The following is a 21,846-nucleotide window of genomic DNA, read 5'->3' on the forward strand; positions in this document are numbered from 1 at the left end:
CAAGTTCCTGCCGAGATAGGTTAGTACCGGGAAAAGTAGAAAAGTTCGCGGGTGTTTTGTGAATTGGATCCCATTTGTCGGGATTAACCGAAGTCGTTCCCACGTTGCAATGGGAACGACCTTGCAGCGCACTGGCTCAGCTGGCGTCTTTGTTCTGGTCCTTGCCGGGCACCAAGGTCAGCCCCGGCTTTTCTACATCGCGGGAGACATGGGACTTCACACCCGCCACACCGCCCTCGTCGTCATTCTGGATGACCAACACCCCGGGTCGGCGCAACTGCTCCAGGTCCCCTTCACCGAGGCTGAAGCTCTCGCTCAGGCGCTTATCGCTGAGGGCGTTGCCCTCGGCACGGCGCTGGGCAAACTTGCGCCCCTTGCGTTGCTGGTAGCGCGCCCAAGTGACCAGGATCACGGCATTGAACAATGCAATCCACAGGTACACCTGCAGGGTATTGAGCGCGGCAAAAATCGGTGCCTCGATGCGCGGCCCACCGTGGGTTTCCAGCATCGAAGTGATCCCCCGCGCCAGCAGCCAGATCAACCCGGCCCAGGCCATCAGGGTCAACAGCACATCAATGATCCACATCACCAAACGTTGGCGGGTTCTGACCAGTTTCATGATCACGCCTCCTCTTCAATGGGTTTGATGCCGCGATCGGGGCTGACCCAGCGCGCACGCTTGCGATGCTGGTTGAACAGCACCTTGGGGAAACTGACCAGGGTGGTAAACAGGCTCACCAGCCAGAACACCATCGGGTACCACACCGTCCAGAACAGGGTTTTCCACAGGTCTTTTTCGTAGCGGCGGTCGATCATGATGCTCACCGCGAACTGCACCAGGCACACCATCGCCAATACCAGCCCGGTAAACGCCGGCGGTACCAGCGAGTCCACGGTAATGGCCGGTGGCAGCACCATGAATTTGCCGAGTACGTAGAAGATCACCGACAGCAGGAAGGTAAACGCCCAACCGGTGGAGAGGCAGTACTCGAACAACAGCGGCCACAGGTAGCGATGGCGCCATTGCCAGATGCCACGGATGTTCTTGAACAGCACTTCGGCACCGCCCTGGGCCCAACGCAGGCGCTGCTTCCACAGGCCGCCGACGGTTTCCGGCATCAGGATCCAGCACAGGGCGCGAGGCTCGTAGAAGATGCTCCAGTGATCGAGCTGCAGCTTCCAACTGACATCGATGTCCTCGGTGATCATGTCGGTGCTCCAGTAGTCGATGCGGTCCAGCGCCTTTTTACGGAACGCTACCACCACACCCGACACCGTGAAGATCCGGCCGAACACCCGTTGCGTACGCTTGATCAAGCCGATGATCGAAGAGAACTCGCCCACCTGCACTCGACCGATCAGCGTCGAACGCGTGCGGATGCGTGGGTTGCCGGTGACCGCACCCAGGCGCGGGTTGTCGAGCATCGGCGCGACCATGTAGGCGGCAGCGTTTTTGTCGAGCAACGCGTCGCCATCGATGCACACCAGGTATTCACTGCGCGCCGCCACGGCGCCCATGCGCAGGGCCACGGCCTTGCCCTGGTTCTGCGCCAGGTGCAGCACCCTTAGGCGTGGATGCTCCAATGCCAGGGCGTCGAGCACTGCGGCGGTGTTGTCCTTGGAGCCGTCATTGACCGCGATCACTTCAATGTTCGGGTACAACTGGCCCAACGCCGCATGGATGGTGTCGGCCGCGTTATCGCCCTCGTTGTAGCAAGGGATGATGATCGAGATCAGCGGGTTGCCGGCCAGGGTTGGTGCCGGAGTGTCTTCTTTCCACGGCCAATGGCGCTCCCAGTGCAGCCAGAAGTACAGGCCGCCCGCGATCCACAACGCCGACATGAACAGCGGGTAGAAGAACACAAAGTCCATCAGGAACTGCCCGGTGACCAGGAAGATCAGGCCCAGGGGCACACCCAATACCAATGCCAGCACGAATAAAGCCAGGATTCTATCGAACATGGTCAAGGGTTCCATTGGTTGGAAAGGGCCGGACGCACAGTCTTCAGGTCCGGGGAGTTTTCCAGGAAGTTGTCCGGGTAGTAGCCAAAACTCGTGACACCCTGGCGCTTGAGCACACCCATCCACTCAGCCATCTGTTGACTGTCGATGTCCGGTGCGGCCTTGGTGCGCCAGTCTTTGGCTTGCAGTTCGAATACGGTGCGCTCCAGCGCGCCAGGGCGTGCCTTGACCGTCGCCACCAGCTTTTCCAGCCAGGCGTTGGAGGTTTTGTATTCCTGGCCTTCCATCAGCGGCATGGCCATGGGCGCGGTCCAGTCGTAGGTCTGGAGGAAGTCATCGAGGTTCTGCGCGAACCAGGCTTCGCTGCCTGGGTTGAGCATCGGCTCGGCGAAGATATTGCGCGCCGTCAGCAACTGCGGCCCTCCGATGGCGCGGACCTTGGCGGTCAGCTCCTTGGTGAAGTCGATCAGGTAGCGGCTCTTGAAGCGCGTCCAGCGTTGCATCACCGCAGGGTCGGCACGCAAGGCCTGAATCGTGCCCGGCAGGCCGGCGGCGACATAGGCCTTGAGCGCGGCAGGGCTGGCATCTTCGAAATCGTTGAACACCGCATCGTCGTGGTACAGCACGCCGTCGATGGCGTTGTTGCGCGCCAGGTCTTCGTAGATTTCACCAATGATCTTGCGCACCTGCGGATCAAACGGCGACAGACGCTTGTATTGGTCCGGGTCGAGGCCGACCTGGCCGGTTTTCGGGTCCCAGCGCATCACCCGTGGCAGCTTGGGGTCGAGGGCAAAGCTGAGCACCGGCATCCACGCGTACACCGCAGCATGAGCCCGGGTGTGCAACTGCCAGGAGACGCGGTTGAACAGGTCGGCACGTACCGGCAGGTGACGGTTGGGGAAGTACAGTTCATGCACCAGGCCGTCGCCCTTGGGATCGGCGAAGGCTTGCAGGAACACGGTGCCCGCGCCCATGTCCACCACCCGCTGTACAAGCTGGTCGAGATTGCGTGCCTGTTGGGCCGGGTCCGGGTCGTAGACGTTATCCAGGTCCACGTGCAACACGCGCAGCGGTGCCTTGGCTTGCGCCGCGACAATGCTGTTGGCGAAGTGCTCGCCATCCGGGTCGGACGCCACCAGGAAGCGCGGGCTGTTCATCAAGTCGGCGGAGCTGTCGAGACCATCTTCCAGGGTCAGGGCCATCTGGTAGCCCTGCTCGCCAATGATCGCCAGCGAGGTGCCCTTGGCAGCACCGTAAGGCCATACCCAGACGCGTGGTTTCTTGCCGGTGACGTTCTGGATTTTGTTGGAGATGGCTACGACGTCGGCACGCATGCGCGCATCGAACTGCGCCTGGCTTTCATAGCGACCCGTCGCCGGATCAAAGCGCAGCGAGGTTGCCGCCGGCTCCAGGTTGCCCTGGGGGTTGGCCAGGATGCCTTTATGGTTGTTGTCGGTATGCGCGGCAATTTCCACCAGGCCCGACTGCGACACTTCGCGAATCTGCTGCCAGGTCAGGAACTCCCCACGCGGCCGTGGCTGGCCGGCGAAGTCCACCGGCTGGTTCATCGGCGTATCGATCCAGTAGCCCACTGGCGCCAGCAGCGCCGGCCAGCGATAGGCGCGCAGCACCGGCATCACCCGGGTGTAGAAACTGGAGTAGCCGTCATCGAAGCTGAGCATGATGGCTTTGGGCGGCAACGCCGGCCCACCGTTGCGCGCCGCCAGGATCTGGTCGACGCTGACCGCCTGGTAGCCGTTCTCGCGCAGCCAGGCCAACTGCTCGATCAAACGTTCGGTGCGCACCGCCACCACTGCCTGATCGGGGTCGCGATCCTCGACATCGTGATAGGCAATGCCCAGGAAATGGTTTTTCGGCCACGGCGCTTCGTTGGCCGGTGTCGGCCGCTCGGCGGGTGGGGTGAAAGGTGCGGGTTGCTGGGCGCAGGCACTGGCCAGCATTACACCCAGGATCAACAGGCAACGACTGAAGACGGTCATGGTCAGGCTCTTCTAGAAACGGTAAGTGAGGTCGACGAGCAGACGCAGATCGCGTTCACGATCACCGTCGTATGGTCGGCTGACCAGGCTCAGGTTGGCGCCGGCTTCCAGTACATCGTTCCAGCGAAAGCGTTGGCCGTAGCCCACCAGACCGATGCCACCGGTGGAATAGTCCCGCTGGCTGTAGGTACCCGCACCGACCTGGAACTGCTGACTCCACTGGGTCTCGTAGCGGTGATAGAGCACGTGGTTGATGTTGAGGACGGGCAACACGGTGAAGTCCGACTTCGGGTTGAAGTAGATCGTGTCTTCCTTGCTGTTGCGGCTGGCGCCGACTTCCAGGCCCAGGTCCACCTGTACTTTCGGCGAGCTGTAGAGGCCTTCGCGGCCACTGAGCAAGGCTTCGAAGCGGTCGTTGCCGTCGCTGAAATGGGAAGGGCTGAGGGTCAGTTTCCATTCACGGCTTTCGTTGGCGCGCCAGCGGATGAAACCGCTGCCGCCGTTGGCTGTGATCCCGTCATTCAATGCGCGCAGTGGCGTGGTGGATAGCAGGTAACCCAGGCTGCCGCCGTATTGCCAGTTGTCGTTGATGTCGCGGGCAATCGACACGGCGGCGCCTTGTTTTGAGCCATCGCCGTAGGAATGGTTGGAGACCTCGGCCTCAATGGTCATGTCGCGTGTGCGCCGCTCTACGCCAACCACTTGCCAACGATGCTGCCCGGTGCCCTCTTCGAACGTGGCGCGGGCATAGCCGGCACCGGCGAACAGGCGCCAGTCTTCGTCGATGGGTGGCGTGTAGAGGCGGCTTTCAATGCCCCAGTCACGGCTGCCCGAGACGGCACCGGCATCGCCGTTGTTACCGCCGCCGAAGCTTTTCCCGGTGTAGGCCTCGACCCGCAGCTCGGCCATGTCATGCACTTCGCGCAGGCGTTGCAGGCGCTGCACCTGGCGGTTGTCCGGGTTGCGGGCGACCACGTCGTCGGTGAGGATGTCGAGTTGACGCCATTCCTGCAGGTCCAGCGCGGTGAAGCCCTGCGACATTTCCAGGCCGATGTCGCGCGGGCTCTGCGCTTCGGTTTCCTTGAGCGAGCTTTCAGCGCGTCTAGGCCAGTCGCGGGCGCGGTACATTTCCGCTTGCGCCAGACGCAGGCCGATGCTGCCAGGGGCCTTGCCCACCAACTCCTCCAGGGCCTTTTCGCTGGACGGCAGGTCGGCGCCATAGGTGCCGGCCTGTGCGGACAATTGTTGGGCGTCCATCCACTCATCGTTCGGGTTGCCGATCGGCAGCCCCTTCAGTTCAACCCGGGGTTTCTGGGTGTCGGCCAAGTGCTTGGCGACCGCACGCGCTTCATCCACCTGGTCGTTTTCGAGCAAGGCGTAGAACAGCGCGGTGGTGTCTTCTACACGGTCGCCCACGTCCGCATCGGGAGCATCCAGCGCCTCGCGGTACAACGGCGCGGCCTTTTCCGGCAGACGCTGATCGAGGTAGGACGCGGCCACCCAACGCTTGGCGTAGGTGGGCAAGCGCACACCTTCGGCCTGGAGGGTCTCGTATTCGCGGATCACCTCTGCGGTACGCGCCCGTGCCTTGAGCGCGCCCAGGCGGTCGATGCGCCAGATCACCACGTCGTCATGGGCGGTGGCGTCAGGGGTCCAGCGAGCAAGGAGCCTGTCGTAGTCCTGCAGCGCACGGTCGGCGATGACATAGCGTTCTTTCTCGGTACGCGTTGCGAACTCGGCGATGCGCACACGCTCGGCGGCCAGGTCACCTTCGAGGCGACGCTGGGTCACCGGGTCGACAAGCCCCGGACGCTGGGCCGAGAGACGCAACGCCGGCTGCGGCAGACGGGCCTTTTGCAGGGCGACCACGTATTCGCGGGCGACCTCAGGCTTGTCGCCGGCGCGAATAAAGGCCTGGTCGAATTCAAACAGCGCGTCGTACTGCAAGCCTGCACGGGTCAGCGCGTAGCCCAGCGCCATCCGGCGGTTGGGATCGTCGGGCTTGGCAGCCACCAGTGCGCGTGTGCGTTGCACCGCTGCGTTGGCTTTGCCACCGTCAGCCTCGGTGAGGGCCAGGCCCAATTGCAGGTCAATGTTATTCGGCTCACGCAGCAGCGCCTTGCGATAGACCGCTTCGGCCTGCGCCCACTGCTTCTGGTTACGATACGTGCGCGCAACCGTGGCCAGCGCCTGGGCGGTCAGGTTGCGATTCTGCCCCTGGGCCTCGTAAACCTTCAGCACCTCGGCATCCTGGCCGGCCCAACCGGCGATCACCAGGTGGTCGCTGATCTGGCCTGGCGTCTGGCGCTCGGCTGGCAATTGGCGCAATTGAGTCAGGGCGGGGGTGAAGTTGCCGTTGCGCGCCTGGATGATCAGGGCGTCATAGGCCGGGTCGGCCATGGCGAAAGTGGGCATCAGCAACTGGCTGCACAAGGTTACCCCGATGAGCAGCCGCAACCGGCCTGAGGCACTGAGTGGGAGTGTTCGCAGCATATCGTGAGCTTCCTTACACACGGAAAGCTGTAACGATAGGTGGTCCTGAGCGGTTTGCATCAGGGTGTCGGCGTCTCGTGACCCGACCTAGCTTTCCTGTAGGAACTATCCCCGACGCGTGGATGGAAAAGGACAAGTCATAACAATTGTTCAGAATTGCACTGCAAATCTGAAATACGAATGGGGGAGCAGGGTTAGCTGCGATAGAGGGTTGCCAGTCGACATAGGTGTCGACGGTTTGACCTTTATCGCAGCTAACCCCGCTCCCCCATTTTTTATTTCAGGGCGATGACGAAATTTTTACTGCGCGCCGCCAACCGCACCGACCTTGGACATCACGAAGCTGATGAATTGCTCGACGGTCATTTTCTGGCCATTGAAGGTCACTTCATTGTTGGCGTAGTGCAGCTTGGACACCACATCGCTGCCCACCAGGGTTGCCAGCTGCGTACCCACGGCCATGCCGCTGACCATTTCGCTGGCCATCTGGGATTGCTGCTCGATGGCTTTAGGATCGGTCACACCGCCGACCTGCGCTTGCAGGGCCGCCACGTCGGCGATCATCGGCTTGGACAGCGTCAGGTTGGCGTCCAGCAGCGAGACCATCTGCTTGCCCAGTTCAACCGGCGGCAGCTCCATGGAGGTCGGTTTGGCCAAGTCCAGCACCAGGTTGAATTTGCTCTCGCCGTGGGTGGTTTTCAGCGACAGGTTTTCCAGCGCCAGGTGCGGCTTGGCAGCCAGCAACTGGTTGACGTTGGCTTCGGCCAGGGCCTGCTCGGCTTCGGTCAGTTGCAGCTCCGGCACCGGTTGTCCGGCAGCGGCAGCGGCTTGCACCGGCTGCATCTTGTCCTGGTACAGCTTGGTCAGCACCAGGCCCGAAGGCACATCGATGTTCTTCAGGCTCAGGGCCATGGCGGCAGAGCCGACCGGTTTGCCCTGGTAGCCGATCTCGTCGATCTTGTAATCGACGCGGCCGGCCATGTTGTTGTCTTTGACTTCGCTGGAGTCTTTCTGCTCGAAGCCCTTGAGGGTCAGCACGGCTTTCTGCGGGCCGAAGGTGACTTTGGTGTCGCTCAGCTCGATGGTGTTCTGCCCGGTGTAGAAGCCGAAGGTGGATTTTTCCAGGTTGCTGGCCACGGTCAGGCCGGCGAACTCAGCGTCGAATGGCGCGCCATTGGCGTCGACAACGGCCAGTTTGAGGCTGTTCACGTAGCCATCCACCTTGACCTTCTTGCCTTCGGCAGTGCTGTCGAAATCCAGGTTGAGGCCGGAGAAGTCCACAGAGGACGTTTCGTCCTTGAACGCCAGGGGCAACAGTTCGAGATTGCCGTTCACCGAACGGCTGTAGCCGATATTGGCCACGCCTTTGAGCGGCGATACATCTTTGGCGGCAGCGAACCATTTCTCGGTGGTGGCGTTCTTTTCCAGTGCATAGTGACTGGTGGCCATGACCGGCAGCCATTTCAACGACACCAGGCGCGAGAACGGCAGCGGGCCGTGTTCGATATGGTCGACAATCAGCAGCTCGGGGTTCGGGTTCTGTTCGCCGAAGACCGAGCCCTGGCCCTTGAGGCGATAGTGCGCGGTACTGCTGAACAGGCCACGGTCCAGGGACACCAGCTCCAGGGAAACGGTGCCGTCGACGCCGGCCATGGAGCGTTGCAGTTCCTTGTTGGCGTCCTGCACGGCCGTTTGCAGCACCGGCTCCAACTGCTTGCCGGTGTACCAGGCACCGCCTGCACTGACGACGCCCACGGCGACAACAAAACCCAAAAGAACGACTGCTGGCTTATTCATGAAGTGACCTGATCAAATCCTGTGAGAAGTGGGCTGTCTTCCTTGAACCCCAAGGGGATTGGCTCAAGCCCGCCGAAAACGGGGGAAGATTAGCACTGGGGGCCGCGAACGGCCCAGCTTTTCAGAGGGATCAGTTCAGCAGTAGTTCAGGAGTACTCCAACTCAATTTCATCCAACTGGTGGTCGAAACTCTTCAACCGCGCCGTCCAGGTGTACACCAGCACCTCAAACTCGCGGTGTATCACGGCGTTGCCCGGGGTATCGGCCTTGGGGTCGCAGAAGTCCAACTGGTAGCGCTCGCGGGCCATTTGCGTGGCTACGTCGGACAATTCCCGCGCGTTATTCAGCCAGTGCCTACCTTCGGCAACTTGTTTATCGAGCGCCACGCACTGTTTTTTCAGGACTTCGAGGCTTTTTTCCAGGGGGGTGCCGGTAAGGTCGCCCATGACTTCCTGGAAGGTACGCCCCGGCTGCCAATAGCTGCCCCAGAAATAGCGGTCGAACACCGTCTCGACCCGGCGCAGCGCGACCTTGGTGTCCCAGATCGCGACACGGGTCTTGCCCTGTTCGAGGAGCTTTCGCTTCACCCGCTGATTTTGGTAGGAGGCCCAGGCCACCACACCGATGGACAGGGTGCCGATCACCAGGCAAGCGCTGTCGAGAAAAACCATGGCCTTGTCGAGTTGGTGAGCCAGCATGACGCCGTAGAAATAAGCAGCCGATAACAGCACCAGTGCGAAGAGCACGCACCAGAAAGCGGGAGCATAAGGGTTTTTCATTATTGGAATCCCCATGAGCAAACGCGAGCAGTGTCAGGTGGAGCGTCACGGCGCCCCACCTGACCAAGCATAGCTTTTAGCTCAGGGTTTGCCGGGCTGTGACGCTTGCGTTCGTCCGCTTTCCCAGCCGCCGCCCAGGGCCAGGAACAGATCGATCTGGCTCATGGCAACCTGGGTGTTGGCCGCCGCCAGCTGGGCGCGCACATCGGTATAGGTGCGGGTGGCTTGCAGGTCGGCCAGGAACGACGCGCGACCGGCCTGGAAGAAGCGATGGGTCTGGCCCGCCGCTTCCTTCGCCGACTCGCCGGCCTCATTCAGGGCATCACGGCGTTGCAGTTGCGCGGTGTATTGCGCCAGGCCGGTCTGGGTTTCGCGGATGGCATTGAGCACCACGCCGTCGAAGTGGGCCAGGGCGCCCTGGGTGGCGGCTTCGGCTTCGTGGATGCGTGCGCGGGCGCCGTTGGTCGGCACCGTCCAGCTGATCATCGGGCCGAAGCCCCAGCGGTTAGTGGGCGCCGTGCCCAAGTCGTCCAGTATGCCGACGGTACCCACGGTGGCGCCAATGCTGATGTCAGGGTACAGCGCAGCGGTGGCCACACCGATACGCGCCGTGGCGGCGGCCAGTTGGCGTTCGGCCTGGCGCACATCGGGGCGGCGCTTGAGCAACGCAGCGCCATCGCCCACTGGCAGCAATTGCGCGATATGCGGCAGCTCGGCGCAAGTGCCGGTGCCGGCTGGCAATTGATCCACCGGCTTGGCCAGCAGCATCGACAGGCGGAACAGTCCGGCCTGGCGCGCTGCTTCGTAGCGCGGCATGTCGGCGCGCAGGGATTTGTATTGGGTCTGCGAACGGGTGACCTGGGTTTCATCGCCCCGCCCGGCGTCGCGCAGGCGTTGGGTCAGCTGGGTGCTCTGGGCTTGCAGGTCGAGGGACTCGTTGGCGATGGCCAGCTCTTCATTGGCTGCGCACACCTGGGTGTAGGAACGCACGACATCCGCCACCAGGGTGATGCGGGCGATGTCGGCAGCGGCCTGAGCCGCATCCGCGTTGGCCTGGGCGCTTTCGATACCGCGCTGCAAGGCGCCGAACAAATCGAACTGGTACGAGGTGGTGATCCCCACGCTGCCGATGTTGGCCACCGGGACTTTTTCCGTCAGCAAAAACGCTTCACCGGATTCCTGCAGACGCTGGGCCTCGGCCTTTGCGCCCGCGCTCCAGCCGCCTGCGGACTCAGCTTCCTGGGTCTGGAACCGCGCGCGCTGCAGGTTGGCGGCGGCCACCCGCAAGTCGGTGTTGGAGGCCATGGCCTGGCGCACCAGTTCATCCAGGCGCGGGTCCTTGTACAGCTTCCACCAGTCGGCCGGCACCGGGGCCGAGACGACGTTGCCACCCTCGCCGGCAATCTGCCCTTGCAGGTCGCTCCGGTTGATGGCGGACTTTTCCGGCAGCGTGTAATCCGGCCCCACCACTTGGCAGGCCGACAGCAGCAACCCCAGCGTAGCGGTGGCCAGCAGCTGCTTCATGGCTTGTCTCCGTCTTTAACCTTGTCGTCGATGATCGAGACGGTGGCCGTGCGCCCGGCGATCATGCGGAAGTCCGCCGGCACATCGTCAAAGGCGATACGCACCGGAATCCGCTGGGCCAGGCGCACCCAGCTGAACGCCGGGTTGACGTTGGGCAGCAGGTTGGAGCCACTGCTGCGGTCGCGGTCTTCGATACCGGCGACGATGCTTTGCACGTGGCCATGCAGGCGGGCGTTGTCGCCGATCACCCGGATGTCCACGCCCATGCCGACATGGATACCGTCGAGCTTGGTTTCTTCGAAATAGCCGTCGATATGGAACGAATTGCTGTCCACCACCGACAGCACCGGGCGCCCGGCGGTGACGAACTCCTGGGTACGCGGCGCACGGTCGTTGACGTAGCCGTCCACGGGGCTGCGGATCACCGAGCGGTCGAGGTTCAGTTGCGCGGAATCCACCGTCACCTGGGCTTCGGCCAGGGCCGACTGGGCACGGGCCACACGGGATTGGCTTTCTTCCAGTTGCTCGCTGGGCACCAGGTTGCCCAGGCCTCGGTTGCGCTTGTACTCGCGCTGGGCCTGGGCCAGGGTTTCCTGGCGGTCGGCCACGGCGGCCTGGGCTTGGCGCAGGGCCAGCTTGAAGCGGTCCTGGTCGACGGCGAAGAGCACCTGGCCTTTGGTCACCAACTGGTTGTCGTGCACGTCCACGCGCTGGATCAGCCCGGACACGTCCGGGGCGATCTGCACGATGTCGGCACGGATGTGGCCGTCACGGGTCCAGGGGGCAAACATGTAGTACATGACCATGCGCCACACCACGACGACCGCGAACGTCACGATCAACAACGTGAGGACTACACGGCCGATGGTCAAAAAAGGTTTTTTCATGTCATCAGGTATCGACTGAGTGAGTCCACCGCGCCCAGCAACAGCGCGTACAGCCCCACATTGAACAATGCCCGGTGCCAGACCAGGCGATAGAAGTGGAGGCGGGTCAACAACCCGTGCACCACCAGGAACAACACATACGTAATGCCCATCAGCACCAGCAGCGTGGGCAGGAACACCCCGCTGATATCCAGATCACCGATCATAAAGGCGCTCCATCAGGCAGCGGCGCTTGCATCTCAGTGCCGCCAATGAACTCCACACCCGGCAGCAACGCCAGGCGCAAACCGGCCAGCGCGTGCAGCAAGTGCAGGCGGGTGTCGTCTTCGTCTTGCAGGCCTTGGCCGTTGAGGGCACGGCGCGTGCGGTCCAGGGTCATCAGCAGACCGCTGGGCGCGGGCAAGCGTTCACCGGCCTTGAGACACGCCTTGAAGTAGCCGCCCACGCCTTCCACCACTTGGTTGAGCAACACCCGTGGCACGCCGAGGATGCGCGGCGAGTAGGCCAGCAAATCGAGCAGGTTCAGCGCCACGCGCAAATCGCGCAGAGCGGTGCCGGTGTCCTGGTTGATCAGGGCCAGGCGCGGCAGGTGTTGCATCAAGCGGTCGAGCATCTGCACGGCCATGTGGCGGTGTTCGGCCAGGGTCGCAGGTTCGGTGAGGCTGACGATGTCGCGCCAGCTGAAACGGGTCAGGCGCTTGGCCGCCAGCTCGGCGCCGAAAGGCCGCGCGATCAGCGTCCACACAAAGGCGAACAGCAGGCCCACCGGCCCGGCCAGGTTGACGTTGGCGAAGTTGAGGAAGTCGGCGTCGTAAGCACCCTGGATGCTGATGAACGACGAGGTGTTCACCAGCGTCAGCAACATGCCCAGGTAGAAACGCGGCTGTACGGTGAGCGTGCCGATGCAGATGAACGGCACCGCGAAGGCCAGCACCAGCATCGGAAAGTCGTGCAGATTGGGCAGCACCAGGAACAGATAGAGACTGGCGAACAACACCGACATGGCGGTCCAGAAAAAGAACCGGTAGATCTGCGGCGCCGGGTCGTCCATCGAGGCAAAAAAGCTGCAGGCGACGGCGGCCAGGATCACCGCGCTGCCGCCGTCGGTCCAGCCGAGCAGGATCCACAATACCGACGCGACAATGATCGCGGTGACGGTGGAAAACGCCGAGTAGAACATCAGCCCACGGTCGAGGAACGGCGTGAGCCGGCCCAGGCGCCAGTGGCGGTAGACGGCGCGCCAGGTGTCCTGGCTTTCGCACTGGATGGCGGCTTGCAGGCTGCGGCAGTCCTGCCACAGGTCGATCCACTCGGCCAGACGATACAGCGCATTGGAGAACAGCAGCGTGTGACGATCGTCGAGCGCTTCGCCGCTGGGCTGCAGGGCGTCGACCTGATCACGCAGGACGCGCCAGCGTTCCATTGGCGCCGCTTCTTGGGTGTCCTCCAGCCACTGGCTGGTCGCTTCCAGCAGCGGCGTGATTTTATCGAGGAACTCGGGCGCGCGATGTTCGATGGCATAGAGCGCGTCGTCGAGGGCGTCCACCACCGGCAGCAGGTGAATCATGCGCCCGCGCAGCTCCTTGGTATTGCGCACCGTCTGCGGCCGTGCGCCTTCGTGAGGCAGCTGGCCGATCATCAATTCGAGGGTATTGAAGGTGGCGACCATGCCGCCGCGCAAGGTGCTGATTTCTTCAGGCGCCACATTGCGCGTGATAAAGCGTTGGCTGTAGACCTGGGCATCGGCAAACCACTTGGCCACCGAGCCATCGAACACCGGCATCAGCCGGCGCGGCCAGAACATCGCACCCACCACCGCCGCTACGGCGATACCGAGGAAGATTTCTTCGGTACGCGCTTCAGCTACATCCCACACCGCCAGCGGGTTATCCACCACCGGCAAGGCGATCAACGGCAAGGTGTAGCCGGCGAGCATCAGCGCGTAGTTGTTCGCCGTGCGCAAATGCATCGACAGGAACAGCAAAGTGCCCGTCCACAGGGCAATCACCACCACCAGCATGTAGGGCGACTGCACGAACATCGGCACGAACAGCACGGCCGCCGCCGCGCCCATGAAAGTGCCGATGGCACGGTACAGCGCCTTGGAACTGGTCGGGCCGACAAACGGGCTGGAAACGATATACACCGTGGCCATCGCCCAGTACGGACGTGGCATTTGCATAAGCATGGCGATGTACAAGGCAATCATCGAGGCCGCGAAGGTACGCACCCCGTAGAACCAATCACGAGCGGGCGGGAAACCGGTAAAAAATCCGTTCAAAGCGACGCCGCCTCGAAGGCACGCAGCACACGCAGCGCGGCCTCCATATCACCTTGGGTCATGTCGGCCAGCACTTCCTTGCGCAGGCGTACCAACTGCACTTCCACTGCCTGTACCAACTCGCGGCCACGCTCGGTGAGGCTGAGGGACTTGGCGCGACGGTCGTGGATGTCTTCGGTACGGCACACGTAACCGTCGGTGCACAGCCGGTCGAGCAAGCGCACCAGCGACGGGCTTTCCATCCCCGAGGCCTGAGCCACTTTGACCTGGTGCACACCGTCGCCCAGGCGACCGATCATCAACAACGGCACGGCGCAGGCTTCGGAGATGCCATAGCTCACCAGCGTGGTCTGGCAGATTTTGCGCCAGTTACGGGCGCCCACCACCATGCTGCTGCTGAGGTTCATCTGGAGTTGTTCGAGGGATTGAGGCACTGGATAGTTCGCATACAGTTAGTTTGCTAACTATCAATATGATAGGTGAAGCCAGATGCGTCAAGTTTTGAAACAATTTTGCGGATGGGTGGTGGGTGGTAGCGGTAAGTAAAGCGGGTCTTGGGGGCCGGTGCTGAATTCCCGCCATCAACCCCATGGCCCGTGCGTCAGAAAAAGTTCACTAACGCGGAAAAACCTCAGATTTTTTTAACCTTCACCAGATTTTTTCAACTTTTGCCCTTTCTGCTAAGTTTTTTGCACCCCTCGCCCACCCCGCAACATCAAATTCAACTCATCCACCACCTCTGCCCAATCCGCATCCTCCAGAATCTCCTCGCGCAAAAACGCCTTCTGGCTGTCCGTCCAGAAAAACGCATCCGCCAGGTTCAGCTCCGGTTTGAGCGGTGAATGCACCGCCACGAATTTCTCGATACTCACCGGGTCATCCGGCAGCCCGAGCTGTTTGAACAGTGATGGCAAGCTATGTACGGGCGATTGCATGACGGGCTCCTGATAGAAAAGCATTTACCCAGTCTAGCGGCAGCCCTCGGGTTGCGCCGACGGGACGTTGCACAACACGAACAAGCGCGCCCTGGCGCCTCCGCCATCCTGGCGACTGAGTTCGCGCCAGCCTTCGGGCAGCGGGGCGAATTCGTCCGGCGCTTCATTGCTGCTGATCAGCCACACACGGCGGGTTTCGGCGGGCAGTGCCGACAGGCGGTCGAGGTAGATGCGTCCGCCGTCCTGGTCCACCAGGGTGCCGAAACCATAGGCATTCGGCCGGGTTGAGGTGCCATCCGGCTTAGGTGGGGTGTAGAGCTGCAATTGGGCATCGGTCTGGTCGTAATACACATAGCTCAGGTACCACAACATGTCACTGAGGACGATGCGGTCGTCTTCCTGGTAATTGCGGTTGACGAACTCCACCGGCACATTGAACTGGTCGTGCTCATCCTCGGTGAAATTGTTCTTCAATCCCACCAGCTCGACGCCGACGAATAGCACAAACAATGCCGCGCCCAGCAGTGCAAACCGCGACGGCAGACGATCAATGGCCATCGCCAGCAGGATCGGCAAGCCCAGGGCGTACACCGTCAGGTAACGTTCGATAAACACCGGGGAAATAAACGACACGCCGTAGACCAGCAACAGTGGCAACAGGAAAAAAAGCAACAACAGGCTGGCCGGTCGGTGGCGTTCGCGATCGCGCCAGGCGGTAATGACAACCACCGCCACCAGCAGCAGCGGAAACAGCCAGAACAGCGGCGCCCAGAAGCCGACGCCTTCATCCTGCAGCACGAACTGCCAGATCATCGACGGCAGGGAGAACAGGCTGACGGGATCTTCCCAACCGATGTCGCCCCCCACCTTGAGCTGTTCGACATGCTGCACCAGGTCCAGCAGGTTCGGCAGCCACGGCAGGTACAACAGCACAATCGCAGCGTTGGCCGCCCACCAGGCCGGGCGCGTGATCAGGCGCTGGCCTCGCGGCGCCGTGCCACACAACACACCCAGGTAAGCCCAGTGCACCAGCACACAGAGCGCGGTGAAGTAGTGGGTGTAGAAACCGGCACTCATCAACACGACATACGCCGCCAGATAACGCGTGCGCTCGGGCTGGCGCACCCAGTACACCAGCGCCAGCGTGGCGCCCAGCAGCCACACGCCGAGCAGCGAATACATGCGCACTTCCTGGCTGTAGCGCACCGCCGTCGGCAACAGCGCCAGCAGGATCCCCGCCAGCACCGCCGCCCGGCGGGTGGAGAGTTGCCGGGTCAGCCAGACGCCCAGGCCCACGGCGACCACACCGGGAATGGCGCTCATGCCGCGAATCGACCAGATGCTGTCGCCGAACAGCTCGATCCAGCCGCGCAGCAGGAAAAAATACAGCGGCGGGTGCACGTCGTGTGCGGCGTGGAACCACAGGTCGCCCACGGCGTATTCGCTGAGCAGCAGGCTCGAACCCTCGTCACCCCAGATCGCCGACGCCGTCAGGTGGTAAAACCGCAGGGCCATGGCCAGCGCCAGGATCGGCAACCACCAGAGACCGCTGATCCAGCCGGCACCTTCCCACGTGAGTCGATTGAGTGCCGGTAACGTCCCGACCTTTTCGTTTTGCTCTACCACAGACCGACGCACCTCAATTCCCCTGATTGCCCAAGCGCAAACACCGCCACTCTAGGACAAAAGCCCAGGATCCGCCGCTGGAATCGGACAAATCAGCAATTTGTGCAGGGCTTCTCCGAAGCAACCGCAGGAACAGGCTATTATTGCGCCCCTCCAAGGACTCAGGATCAAGGACACGTCATGCGCATCGGTTTTCTGTCACCCCTGGCACTGGCATTGCTCGCCGGTATTTCCCTACAGGCTCAGGCCAGTTCCGACGACTCGTGCTACCCCAACTGGCGGGTTTCGCGTGACAGCCTCGATTCGTGCAGCAACCTGCCTTTCCTCAGCCCCGGCAACGACAGTCGCGTCAACCTGCGCCTGCTGCTGGCCGACCAAAACGCGGCGCCCCTGGCACCCAATGCCTTGAGCGAAGACGATCTGTCCCAGGGCTTTGGCGCGGTGCCCTTCCCGGTCTACCGCCTGGCGCCGATTCCGAGCACCAACGAAGAACCGGATAACAAGCCCGACGACTCGCGCACTGCCGAACTGGACGCGCTGCTCCAGCCCCTGGGCATCAAGCGTGACGAGTACAAAACCGCCGGGGAAGAGTTTCTGAGTGGCGAAGGCAGCCGCTGCCGCAGCAACGACGATGACAGCGCCACCGCGTTCATCAGCCAGGTGACCAAGGCCGACATGCCGGCGGCCGAACGCGAGTTGCTGGTGAAGGCGCGCTTGCAGTTGCTGACGACCTGCTCGTGGGAAGGCCAGGTAGTCGACGCCCAGCAGATCCAGTCCGCCGATGGCCAACTGTTGCGCACTTACCTGCAAGCCGCTGCCGACTTCTACAGTGGCCGTTTCGGCGATGCCGAACGGGGGTTTGCCGCCGCCAGCTCCAGCCCTCTGCCTTGGCTGAAGGAAACCGCGCTGTACATGACGGCACGCACGTCCTTGAACCTGGCCCAGGCCGAGGCCTTCGACGAATACGGCATGCCGCAACTCGCGCGTGTGGACAAGTCGGCCTTGAACGACGCCGAACAAGGTTTTCTCGGCTATCTGAAGACTTATCCACAAGGCGTTTACGTGGCCTCCGCCCGAGGCCTGCTGCGCCGGGTTTATTGGCTGGGGGATGACAACAGCAAGCTTGCCGAGGCCTACGCCTGGGCCATGACCCAGGCCACTGACACACAGCGCAATGTATCGGTGGATGAGCTGGTGGAGGAAGCCGACCTCAAGCTGCTGATGGTCAACAGCGAGACCGTCTCCACACCGATGATCCAGTTTGTCAGTGACTTGATGGTGATGCGCGGCGGCAACCAGCCCGCCCTCTCCCGCGCCGATCTGGAAAAACAAAAAGCCGCGTTCGCCAGTGCGCCGGACTTGTATGACTACCTGCTGGCGGTCAACGCGCTGTACAGCGAGCATCAACCGGACGCCGCCCTGAAGCTGTTGCCGCAAAGCGTGCCGTCGAACCTGAATTACTTCGCCTTCAGCCAACAGACACTGCGCGCACTCGCCCTGGAAGAGAAAAAAGACTGGAAAGGCGCCGAAGCGCTCTGGCTGCAACTGCTGCCCCTGGCGAAATTGCCGCTGCAACGCGATCAGGTGGAACTGGCCCTGGCGATGAACTACGAACGCAGCGGCCAGTTGGCCAAGGTGTTCGCCGCCGACTCGCCGATCAGCGCCAAGCAGGTGCGTTACATCCTGCTGCGCAACGTCGCCGGCCCTGAGTTGCTGCGCCAGCAGATCGCCCAGGCCAGCGACCCGCTGGAACGCCAGACCGCACAATTCGTGCTGCTCTACAAAGACCTGTTGCGCGGCCAGTTCGCCACCTTCGCCGAGGACCTCAAGCAACTGCCGGCCAGCGCCCCGGAAGACAAGCTGGGCACCAGCCTGGGCTACGTCTACAGCGCCAGCCAGACCTTGAAGCTATTCCAGTGGAACGGTGACAAAGCCGAGTCCGGCTACGCCTGCCCGAGCATCGCGCAGATCGCCACAACCTTGCAGGCCGATGCCAAAAACCCACAGGGCCTCAACTGCCTGGGCGAGTTCATCCTGCGCAACGGCCTGGACGGCATGCCGCTGGAACAGGCACGCGCCGCCGGCAGCCTGGGCAGCACCGCGTCGGACTTCAAGGGTGAAACCTTCTCGCGCCTGGACGGCTACAAGCAAGTGATCGGCAACGCCAAGGCGCCGAAGAACGACAAAGCCTATGCATTGTTCCGCGCCATCAACTGCTACGGGCCATCGGGCTACAACAGCTGCGGCGGCGTCGAGGTGGAGCCGGCCGTGCGCAAGGCGTGGTTCCGCCAGTTGAAAACCGGCTTCGCCGACACCCAGTGGGGCAAGTCCCTGCAGTACTACTGGTGAAGCACCTGTGGCTCGGCTTGCTGTTGCTGGCAAGCCCGGCCTTCGGCGCTGTCGACGCCCGCGACTATGACGCCTTCTGGCTGTGGAGTGGCGTCACCCCACAGCCGGTACTCAAGCAGGCCAAGACCCTGTATATCCTCCAGGGCCAGATCAACTCGACTCGCCGCGCCCCTCAGCTCGGCGTGCGGATGATCGCCCAGGGCATCAGCGTGCCGCGCCTGACCCAGGGCGACATCTGGATCGTATACCGCGCCCACACCCTGCGCTGGCCCGAGCCGGTCTACCGCCAACTGCTCGGCCAGGTGCAACGCTGGCGCGACGCGGGCAACCCGGTGGTCGGTATCCAGATCGACTTCGATGCGCGCACCCAATACCTGCACGAATACGCCGGGTTCTTGCGCGACCTGCGCCGGCGTTTGCCGGCCGACCTGCGCCTGAGCATCACCGGCCTGATGGACTGGAGCAGCAACGCCGACCCGGCTGCCATCGCCCAATTCAAGGGCGTGGTGGATGAGGTGGTGGTGCAGACGTACCAGGGGCGCCATAGCATCCCGGATTACGCGGCGTACTTGCCACGCATGAATCGGCTGGGGCTGCCGTTCAAGATCGGGTTGATTCAGGGTGGAGAGTGGGAAGCGCCGGGGTATTTGCAGGGGAGCGAGTGGTTTCGGGGGTACGTGGTGTTTTTGCAGAATCCCTAACCTGAGCCGCGCCCGCCGTTCGCAACGGATACACCGATTCCCATCCTCCGCCCAACGCTTTATACAAGCCAACCATCGCCAGAGAGACGCCGGTCGAGCTTTCGACCCACTGCTCCTGCGTGGCCAACAGTGCGCTTTGCACGGTGAGGACGTTGACGAAATCCACCACGCCTTCCACGTACTGCTGCTGCGCCGTGCGCAGGGCAATCCGGTTCTGGCGCACGGCTTCGGCCAGGCTGTCGCGACGCAATTGGCTGGCGTTGTAGCGGGTCAACTGGTCGTCGATCTCATGCCAGGCGCGCAGCACGGTTTGCTGGTAGGCGAGCGCCGCTTCCTGTTGCTGGGCTTCGCGCAGGTTCAACATGCCTTGCAGGCGCCCGCCGTTGAACAGCGGCAGGCTGAACTGCGGGCCGAAGGCAAAGGCACGGGAGCTCCAGGAACCGAAGTCCGAGAGTTGCATGGCCTGGGAGCCGAGGCTGCCGGACAAGGTAATGCGCGGGTAGAAGTCGCCCTTGGCCACGCCGATGCTGGCAGTGGCGGCGTGCAGGCGGGCCTCGGCCTGGCGGATGTCCGGGCGGCGTTCGGCCAGTTCCGAAGGCAGGCCGATCGCGACCTGGCGCTGGGTTTGCGGCACGGCAGCGTCCTTGGACAGTTGCGCGTGCAGCGCCTGCGGCGGCGCCCCCATCAACAGGCTGAGGGCGTTGATCAGTTGGTCCTGGCGCTGTTGCAGATCCGGCAGGCGCGCCTCGATGGCGGCGACCTGGGCGGCGGCTTCGGCGACATCCAGGTCGGTGGCCACGCCGTCGGCCAGTCGCAATTGCGACAGCTTGAGGCTGTGACGGGCGACGTCGAGGTTCTGTTCGGTGACGGCGCGGGTGTTCTGCACGCCGCGCAATTGGATGTAGTCCTGGGCGGTCTCGGCGAGTACCGACAGCAGCACGGCGCGGCGGTCGTCTTCGGCGACTTGCAGGGTGGCGTCGGCGGCTTCGGTTTCGCGTTTTACCCGGCCCCAGAAATCCAGCTCCCAGGCGGCGGAGAAGCCCGCGTCCCACTGGTTGAACGCCGCACGGCCGTTCTCGCCGGACGGGTCGCTCAGGCCTTGGCCACTGTTGCGTTTGCGCTGGTAAGCCCCCGTCGCATCAACCTCGGGGTAGCGCTCGGCGGTCGTCACCTGGCGTACCGCCCGGCTTTGTTGCAGACGGCTGCTGGCCAGTTTCAGGTCAAGGTTGTCGGTGAGCGCACGGCGTGTAAGGGCCGAAAGCTGCTCGTCGTGGAACACATCCCACCAGCGTTCCTGCAAAGGATCACTGACGGCGCGGCTGGCTGCCTGGCGCCCCTGTGGCTCGCTCCATTGCGTCACTTGCGGGCCCTGCGGCGTGTGGAAATCCGGGCCGACCGTGCAGGCACTCAGGCTGATGAGGCTCAAGGTGAGCCAGGCAACTCGCTTCATTGCTGGGCCACCTCACGCGCTTGCACGACCGGCCGAGTGTCGACGCTGGCTTCCACCGACATGCCGACACGCAGGCGTTCAATGTGAGCCTGGTTGGGTTCGAGGATGATCTTCACCGGAATGCGCTGTACCACCTTGGTGAAATTGCCCGTGGCGTTGTCCGGTTTGACCGAGGCAAACGTCACGCCTGTCGCAGGCGCGAGGCTATCCAGATGGCCGTTGAGCAACTCGCCGTCCAGGCTGTCGACACGCACCTGCACCGGTTGGCCGGCGTGCATGTGGGAAAGCTGGGTTTCCTGGAAGTTGGCCACCACGTAAGCGTCCTCCAGCGGCACGACCGCAAGGATCTTGCTGCCCGGTGTGACATAGGCGCCCACCCGCACCGCCCGCTCGCCGACCATGCCATCCACCGGCGCGACGATGCGCGTATACGACAGTTGATAACTGGCCAGTTCCAGCGCGGCCTGGGCACGTTTGAGCCCCCCTTCGGCGGCATCGCGCTGGGCGGTGAGGATTTCCACTTGCTTGCGCTCGGCCGCCAGCACCGCCGTAGCGTTGGCCAGGCGTGCGGTGGCCTGGTCGATGCGGGTCTTGGCTTGCTGGGCGTTCTGCACGGTGCCGGCACCGACACCGGCGAGGTGGTTGTAGCGGTTCAGTTCGTGTTCGGCAAAGGCCATTTCGGCGCGATCCGCTGCAACGGTGGCCTGGGCCTGGGCGATCACCGAGCTTTGGCGCTCCAGGGTCGCAGTGGCGTTTTTCAGTTGGGCCTGGGCGACCAAGGCGTCGGCATCGGCAGCCTGGGCAGCGGCGCGGAAGTCGCGGTCGTCGATCAGTGCCAACAGCTGGCCGGCCTTGACGCGCTGGTTGTCTTCCACCAGCACCTCCTTGATGAAGCCGGCCACACGGGGCGCCACCAGGGTGAAGTCAGCGGCGACGAAGGCGTCGTTGGTGGTCTGGCGCTTGCTGCCCAACACGCCCGGCGCGACCAGGTACACCAGCACACCCACGGCAACTATGGCGATGACGGCGACGGCGATTTTGTCTTTGCGTTTCATGAACAGT

At 62.9% G+C, this 21,846-nt stretch carries 17 protein-coding genes; 2 read left to right on the forward strand and 15 right to left on the reverse strand.

Annotated elements, in window-relative coordinates:
• Nucleotides 1-136: 136 nt before the first annotated feature.
• The 13 genes from pgaD to BM017_RS23160 all read right to left on the reverse strand — a co-directional run bounded on the left by pgaD (nt 137) and on the right by BM017_RS23160 (nt 16,296).
• Nucleotides 137-619: a poly-beta-1,6-N-acetyl-D-glucosamine biosynthesis protein PgaD gene (pgaD, locus tag BM017_RS23100; RefSeq protein ID WP_071489608.1), complete on the reverse strand. Its 483-nt coding sequence runs from the start codon at nt 617-619 to the stop codon at nt 137-139.
• A 2-nt stretch (nt 620-621) separates the two neighbouring features.
• Nucleotides 622-1,962, reverse strand: coding sequence for a poly-beta-1,6-N-acetyl-D-glucosamine synthase (gene pgaC, locus BM017_RS23105; protein ID WP_071489607.1), 1,341 nt, complete (start codon nt 1,960-1,962; stop codon nt 622-624).
• A gap of 2 nt (nt 1,963-1,964) precedes the next feature.
• Nucleotides 1,965-3,962: a poly-beta-1,6-N-acetyl-D-glucosamine N-deacetylase PgaB gene (gene pgaB, locus BM017_RS23110; protein WP_092248741.1), complete on the reverse strand. Its 1,998-nt coding sequence runs from the start codon at nt 3,960-3,962 to the stop codon at nt 1,965-1,967.
• A gap of 12 nt (nt 3,963-3,974) precedes the next feature.
• Nucleotides 3,975-6,455: a poly-beta-1,6 N-acetyl-D-glucosamine export porin PgaA gene (gene pgaA / locus BM017_RS23115; RefSeq protein ID WP_092248744.1), complete on the reverse strand. Its 2,481-nt coding sequence runs from the start codon at nt 6,453-6,455 to the stop codon at nt 3,975-3,977.
• A gap of 300 nt (nt 6,456-6,755) precedes the next feature.
• The gene (locus BM017_RS23120; protein WP_071489604.1) at nt 6,756-8,252 is read right to left on the reverse strand and encodes a YdgA family protein; all 1,497 of its coding nucleotides are present in this window, start codon (nt 8,250-8,252) and stop codon (nt 6,756-6,758) included.
• Nucleotides 8,253-8,398: 146 nt separating this feature from the next.
• Complete coding sequence (locus BM017_RS23125) at nt 8,399-9,031, reverse strand: NADH:ubiquinone oxidoreductase subunit N (protein ID WP_092248747.1); 633 nt, start codon at nt 9,029-9,031, stop codon at nt 8,399-8,401.
• 81 nt (nt 9,032-9,112) lie between these two features.
• Complete coding sequence (locus BM017_RS23130; protein ID WP_092248750.1) at nt 9,113-10,555, reverse strand: efflux transporter outer membrane subunit; 1,443 nt, start codon at nt 10,553-10,555, stop codon at nt 9,113-9,115.
• Nucleotides 10,552-11,442 (reverse strand): efflux RND transporter periplasmic adaptor subunit, encoded by an 891-nt coding sequence (locus tag BM017_RS23135; RefSeq protein WP_092248753.1) that lies wholly within the window; start codon nt 11,440-11,442, stop codon nt 10,552-10,554. Before BM017_RS23135 ends, BM017_RS23130 begins: the two co-directional genes overlap by 4 nt.
• Nucleotides 11,439-11,648: a DUF1656 domain-containing protein gene (locus BM017_RS23140; RefSeq protein ID WP_010214247.1), complete on the reverse strand. Its 210-nt coding sequence runs from the start codon at nt 11,646-11,648 to the stop codon at nt 11,439-11,441. Before BM017_RS23140 ends, BM017_RS23135 begins: the two co-directional genes overlap by 4 nt.
• Complete coding sequence (locus BM017_RS23145; protein WP_092248756.1) at nt 11,645-13,723, reverse strand: FUSC family protein; 2,079 nt, start codon at nt 13,721-13,723, stop codon at nt 11,645-11,647. Before BM017_RS23145 ends, BM017_RS23140 begins: the two co-directional genes overlap by 4 nt.
• Complete coding sequence (locus BM017_RS23150) at nt 13,720-14,130, reverse strand: MarR family winged helix-turn-helix transcriptional regulator (RefSeq protein ID WP_058425810.1); 411 nt, start codon at nt 14,128-14,130, stop codon at nt 13,720-13,722. Before BM017_RS23150 ends, BM017_RS23145 begins: the two co-directional genes overlap by 4 nt.
• 273 nt (nt 14,131-14,403) lie before the next feature.
• Complete coding sequence (locus BM017_RS23155; RefSeq protein ID WP_058425812.1) at nt 14,404-14,658, reverse strand: DUF2789 domain-containing protein; 255 nt, start codon at nt 14,656-14,658, stop codon at nt 14,404-14,406.
• A gap of 33 nt (nt 14,659-14,691) precedes the next feature.
• On the reverse strand, nt 14,692-16,296 hold the full coding sequence (locus BM017_RS23160; protein WP_092248759.1) for a glycosyltransferase family 39 protein: 1,605 nt from the start codon (nt 16,294-16,296) through the stop codon (nt 14,692-14,694).
• A gap of 168 nt (nt 16,297-16,464) precedes the next feature.
• On the opposite strand from BM017_RS23160, the gene BM017_RS23165 reads away from it, so the two are divergent.
• Nucleotides 16,465-18,633, forward strand: a complete 2,169-nt coding sequence (locus tag BM017_RS23165; RefSeq protein ID WP_092248762.1) for a PA5441 family protein — start codon at nt 16,465-16,467, stop codon at nt 18,631-18,633.
• Entirely contained in the window at nt 18,630-19,334 is a 705-nt protein-coding gene (locus BM017_RS23170) for a DUF3142 domain-containing protein (RefSeq protein WP_092248765.1), read from the forward strand. Before BM017_RS23165 ends, BM017_RS23170 begins: the two co-directional genes overlap by 4 nt.
• Here the strand turns inward: BM017_RS23170 and BM017_RS23175 are convergent.
• Both BM017_RS23175 and BM017_RS23180 read right to left on the reverse strand, forming a co-directional pair.
• Nucleotides 19,234-20,784 (reverse strand): efflux transporter outer membrane subunit, encoded by a 1,551-nt coding sequence (locus tag BM017_RS23175; RefSeq protein ID WP_256575661.1) that lies wholly within the window; start codon nt 20,782-20,784, stop codon nt 19,234-19,236. The genes BM017_RS23170 and BM017_RS23175 overlap by 101 nt on opposite strands.
• A complete protein-coding gene (locus BM017_RS23180) occupies nt 20,781-21,839 on the reverse strand; it encodes an HlyD family secretion protein (protein ID WP_092248768.1) in 1,059 nt (352 codons plus the stop codon). Before BM017_RS23180 ends, BM017_RS23175 begins: the two co-directional genes overlap by 4 nt.
• Between the last annotated feature and the right edge of the window lie 7 nt (nt 21,840-21,846).

Source organism: Pseudomonas sp. NFPP04, assembly GCF_900113815.1.
Taxonomy (GTDB): domain Bacteria; phylum Pseudomonadota; class Gammaproteobacteria; order Pseudomonadales; family Pseudomonadaceae; genus Aquipseudomonas; species Aquipseudomonas extremorientalis.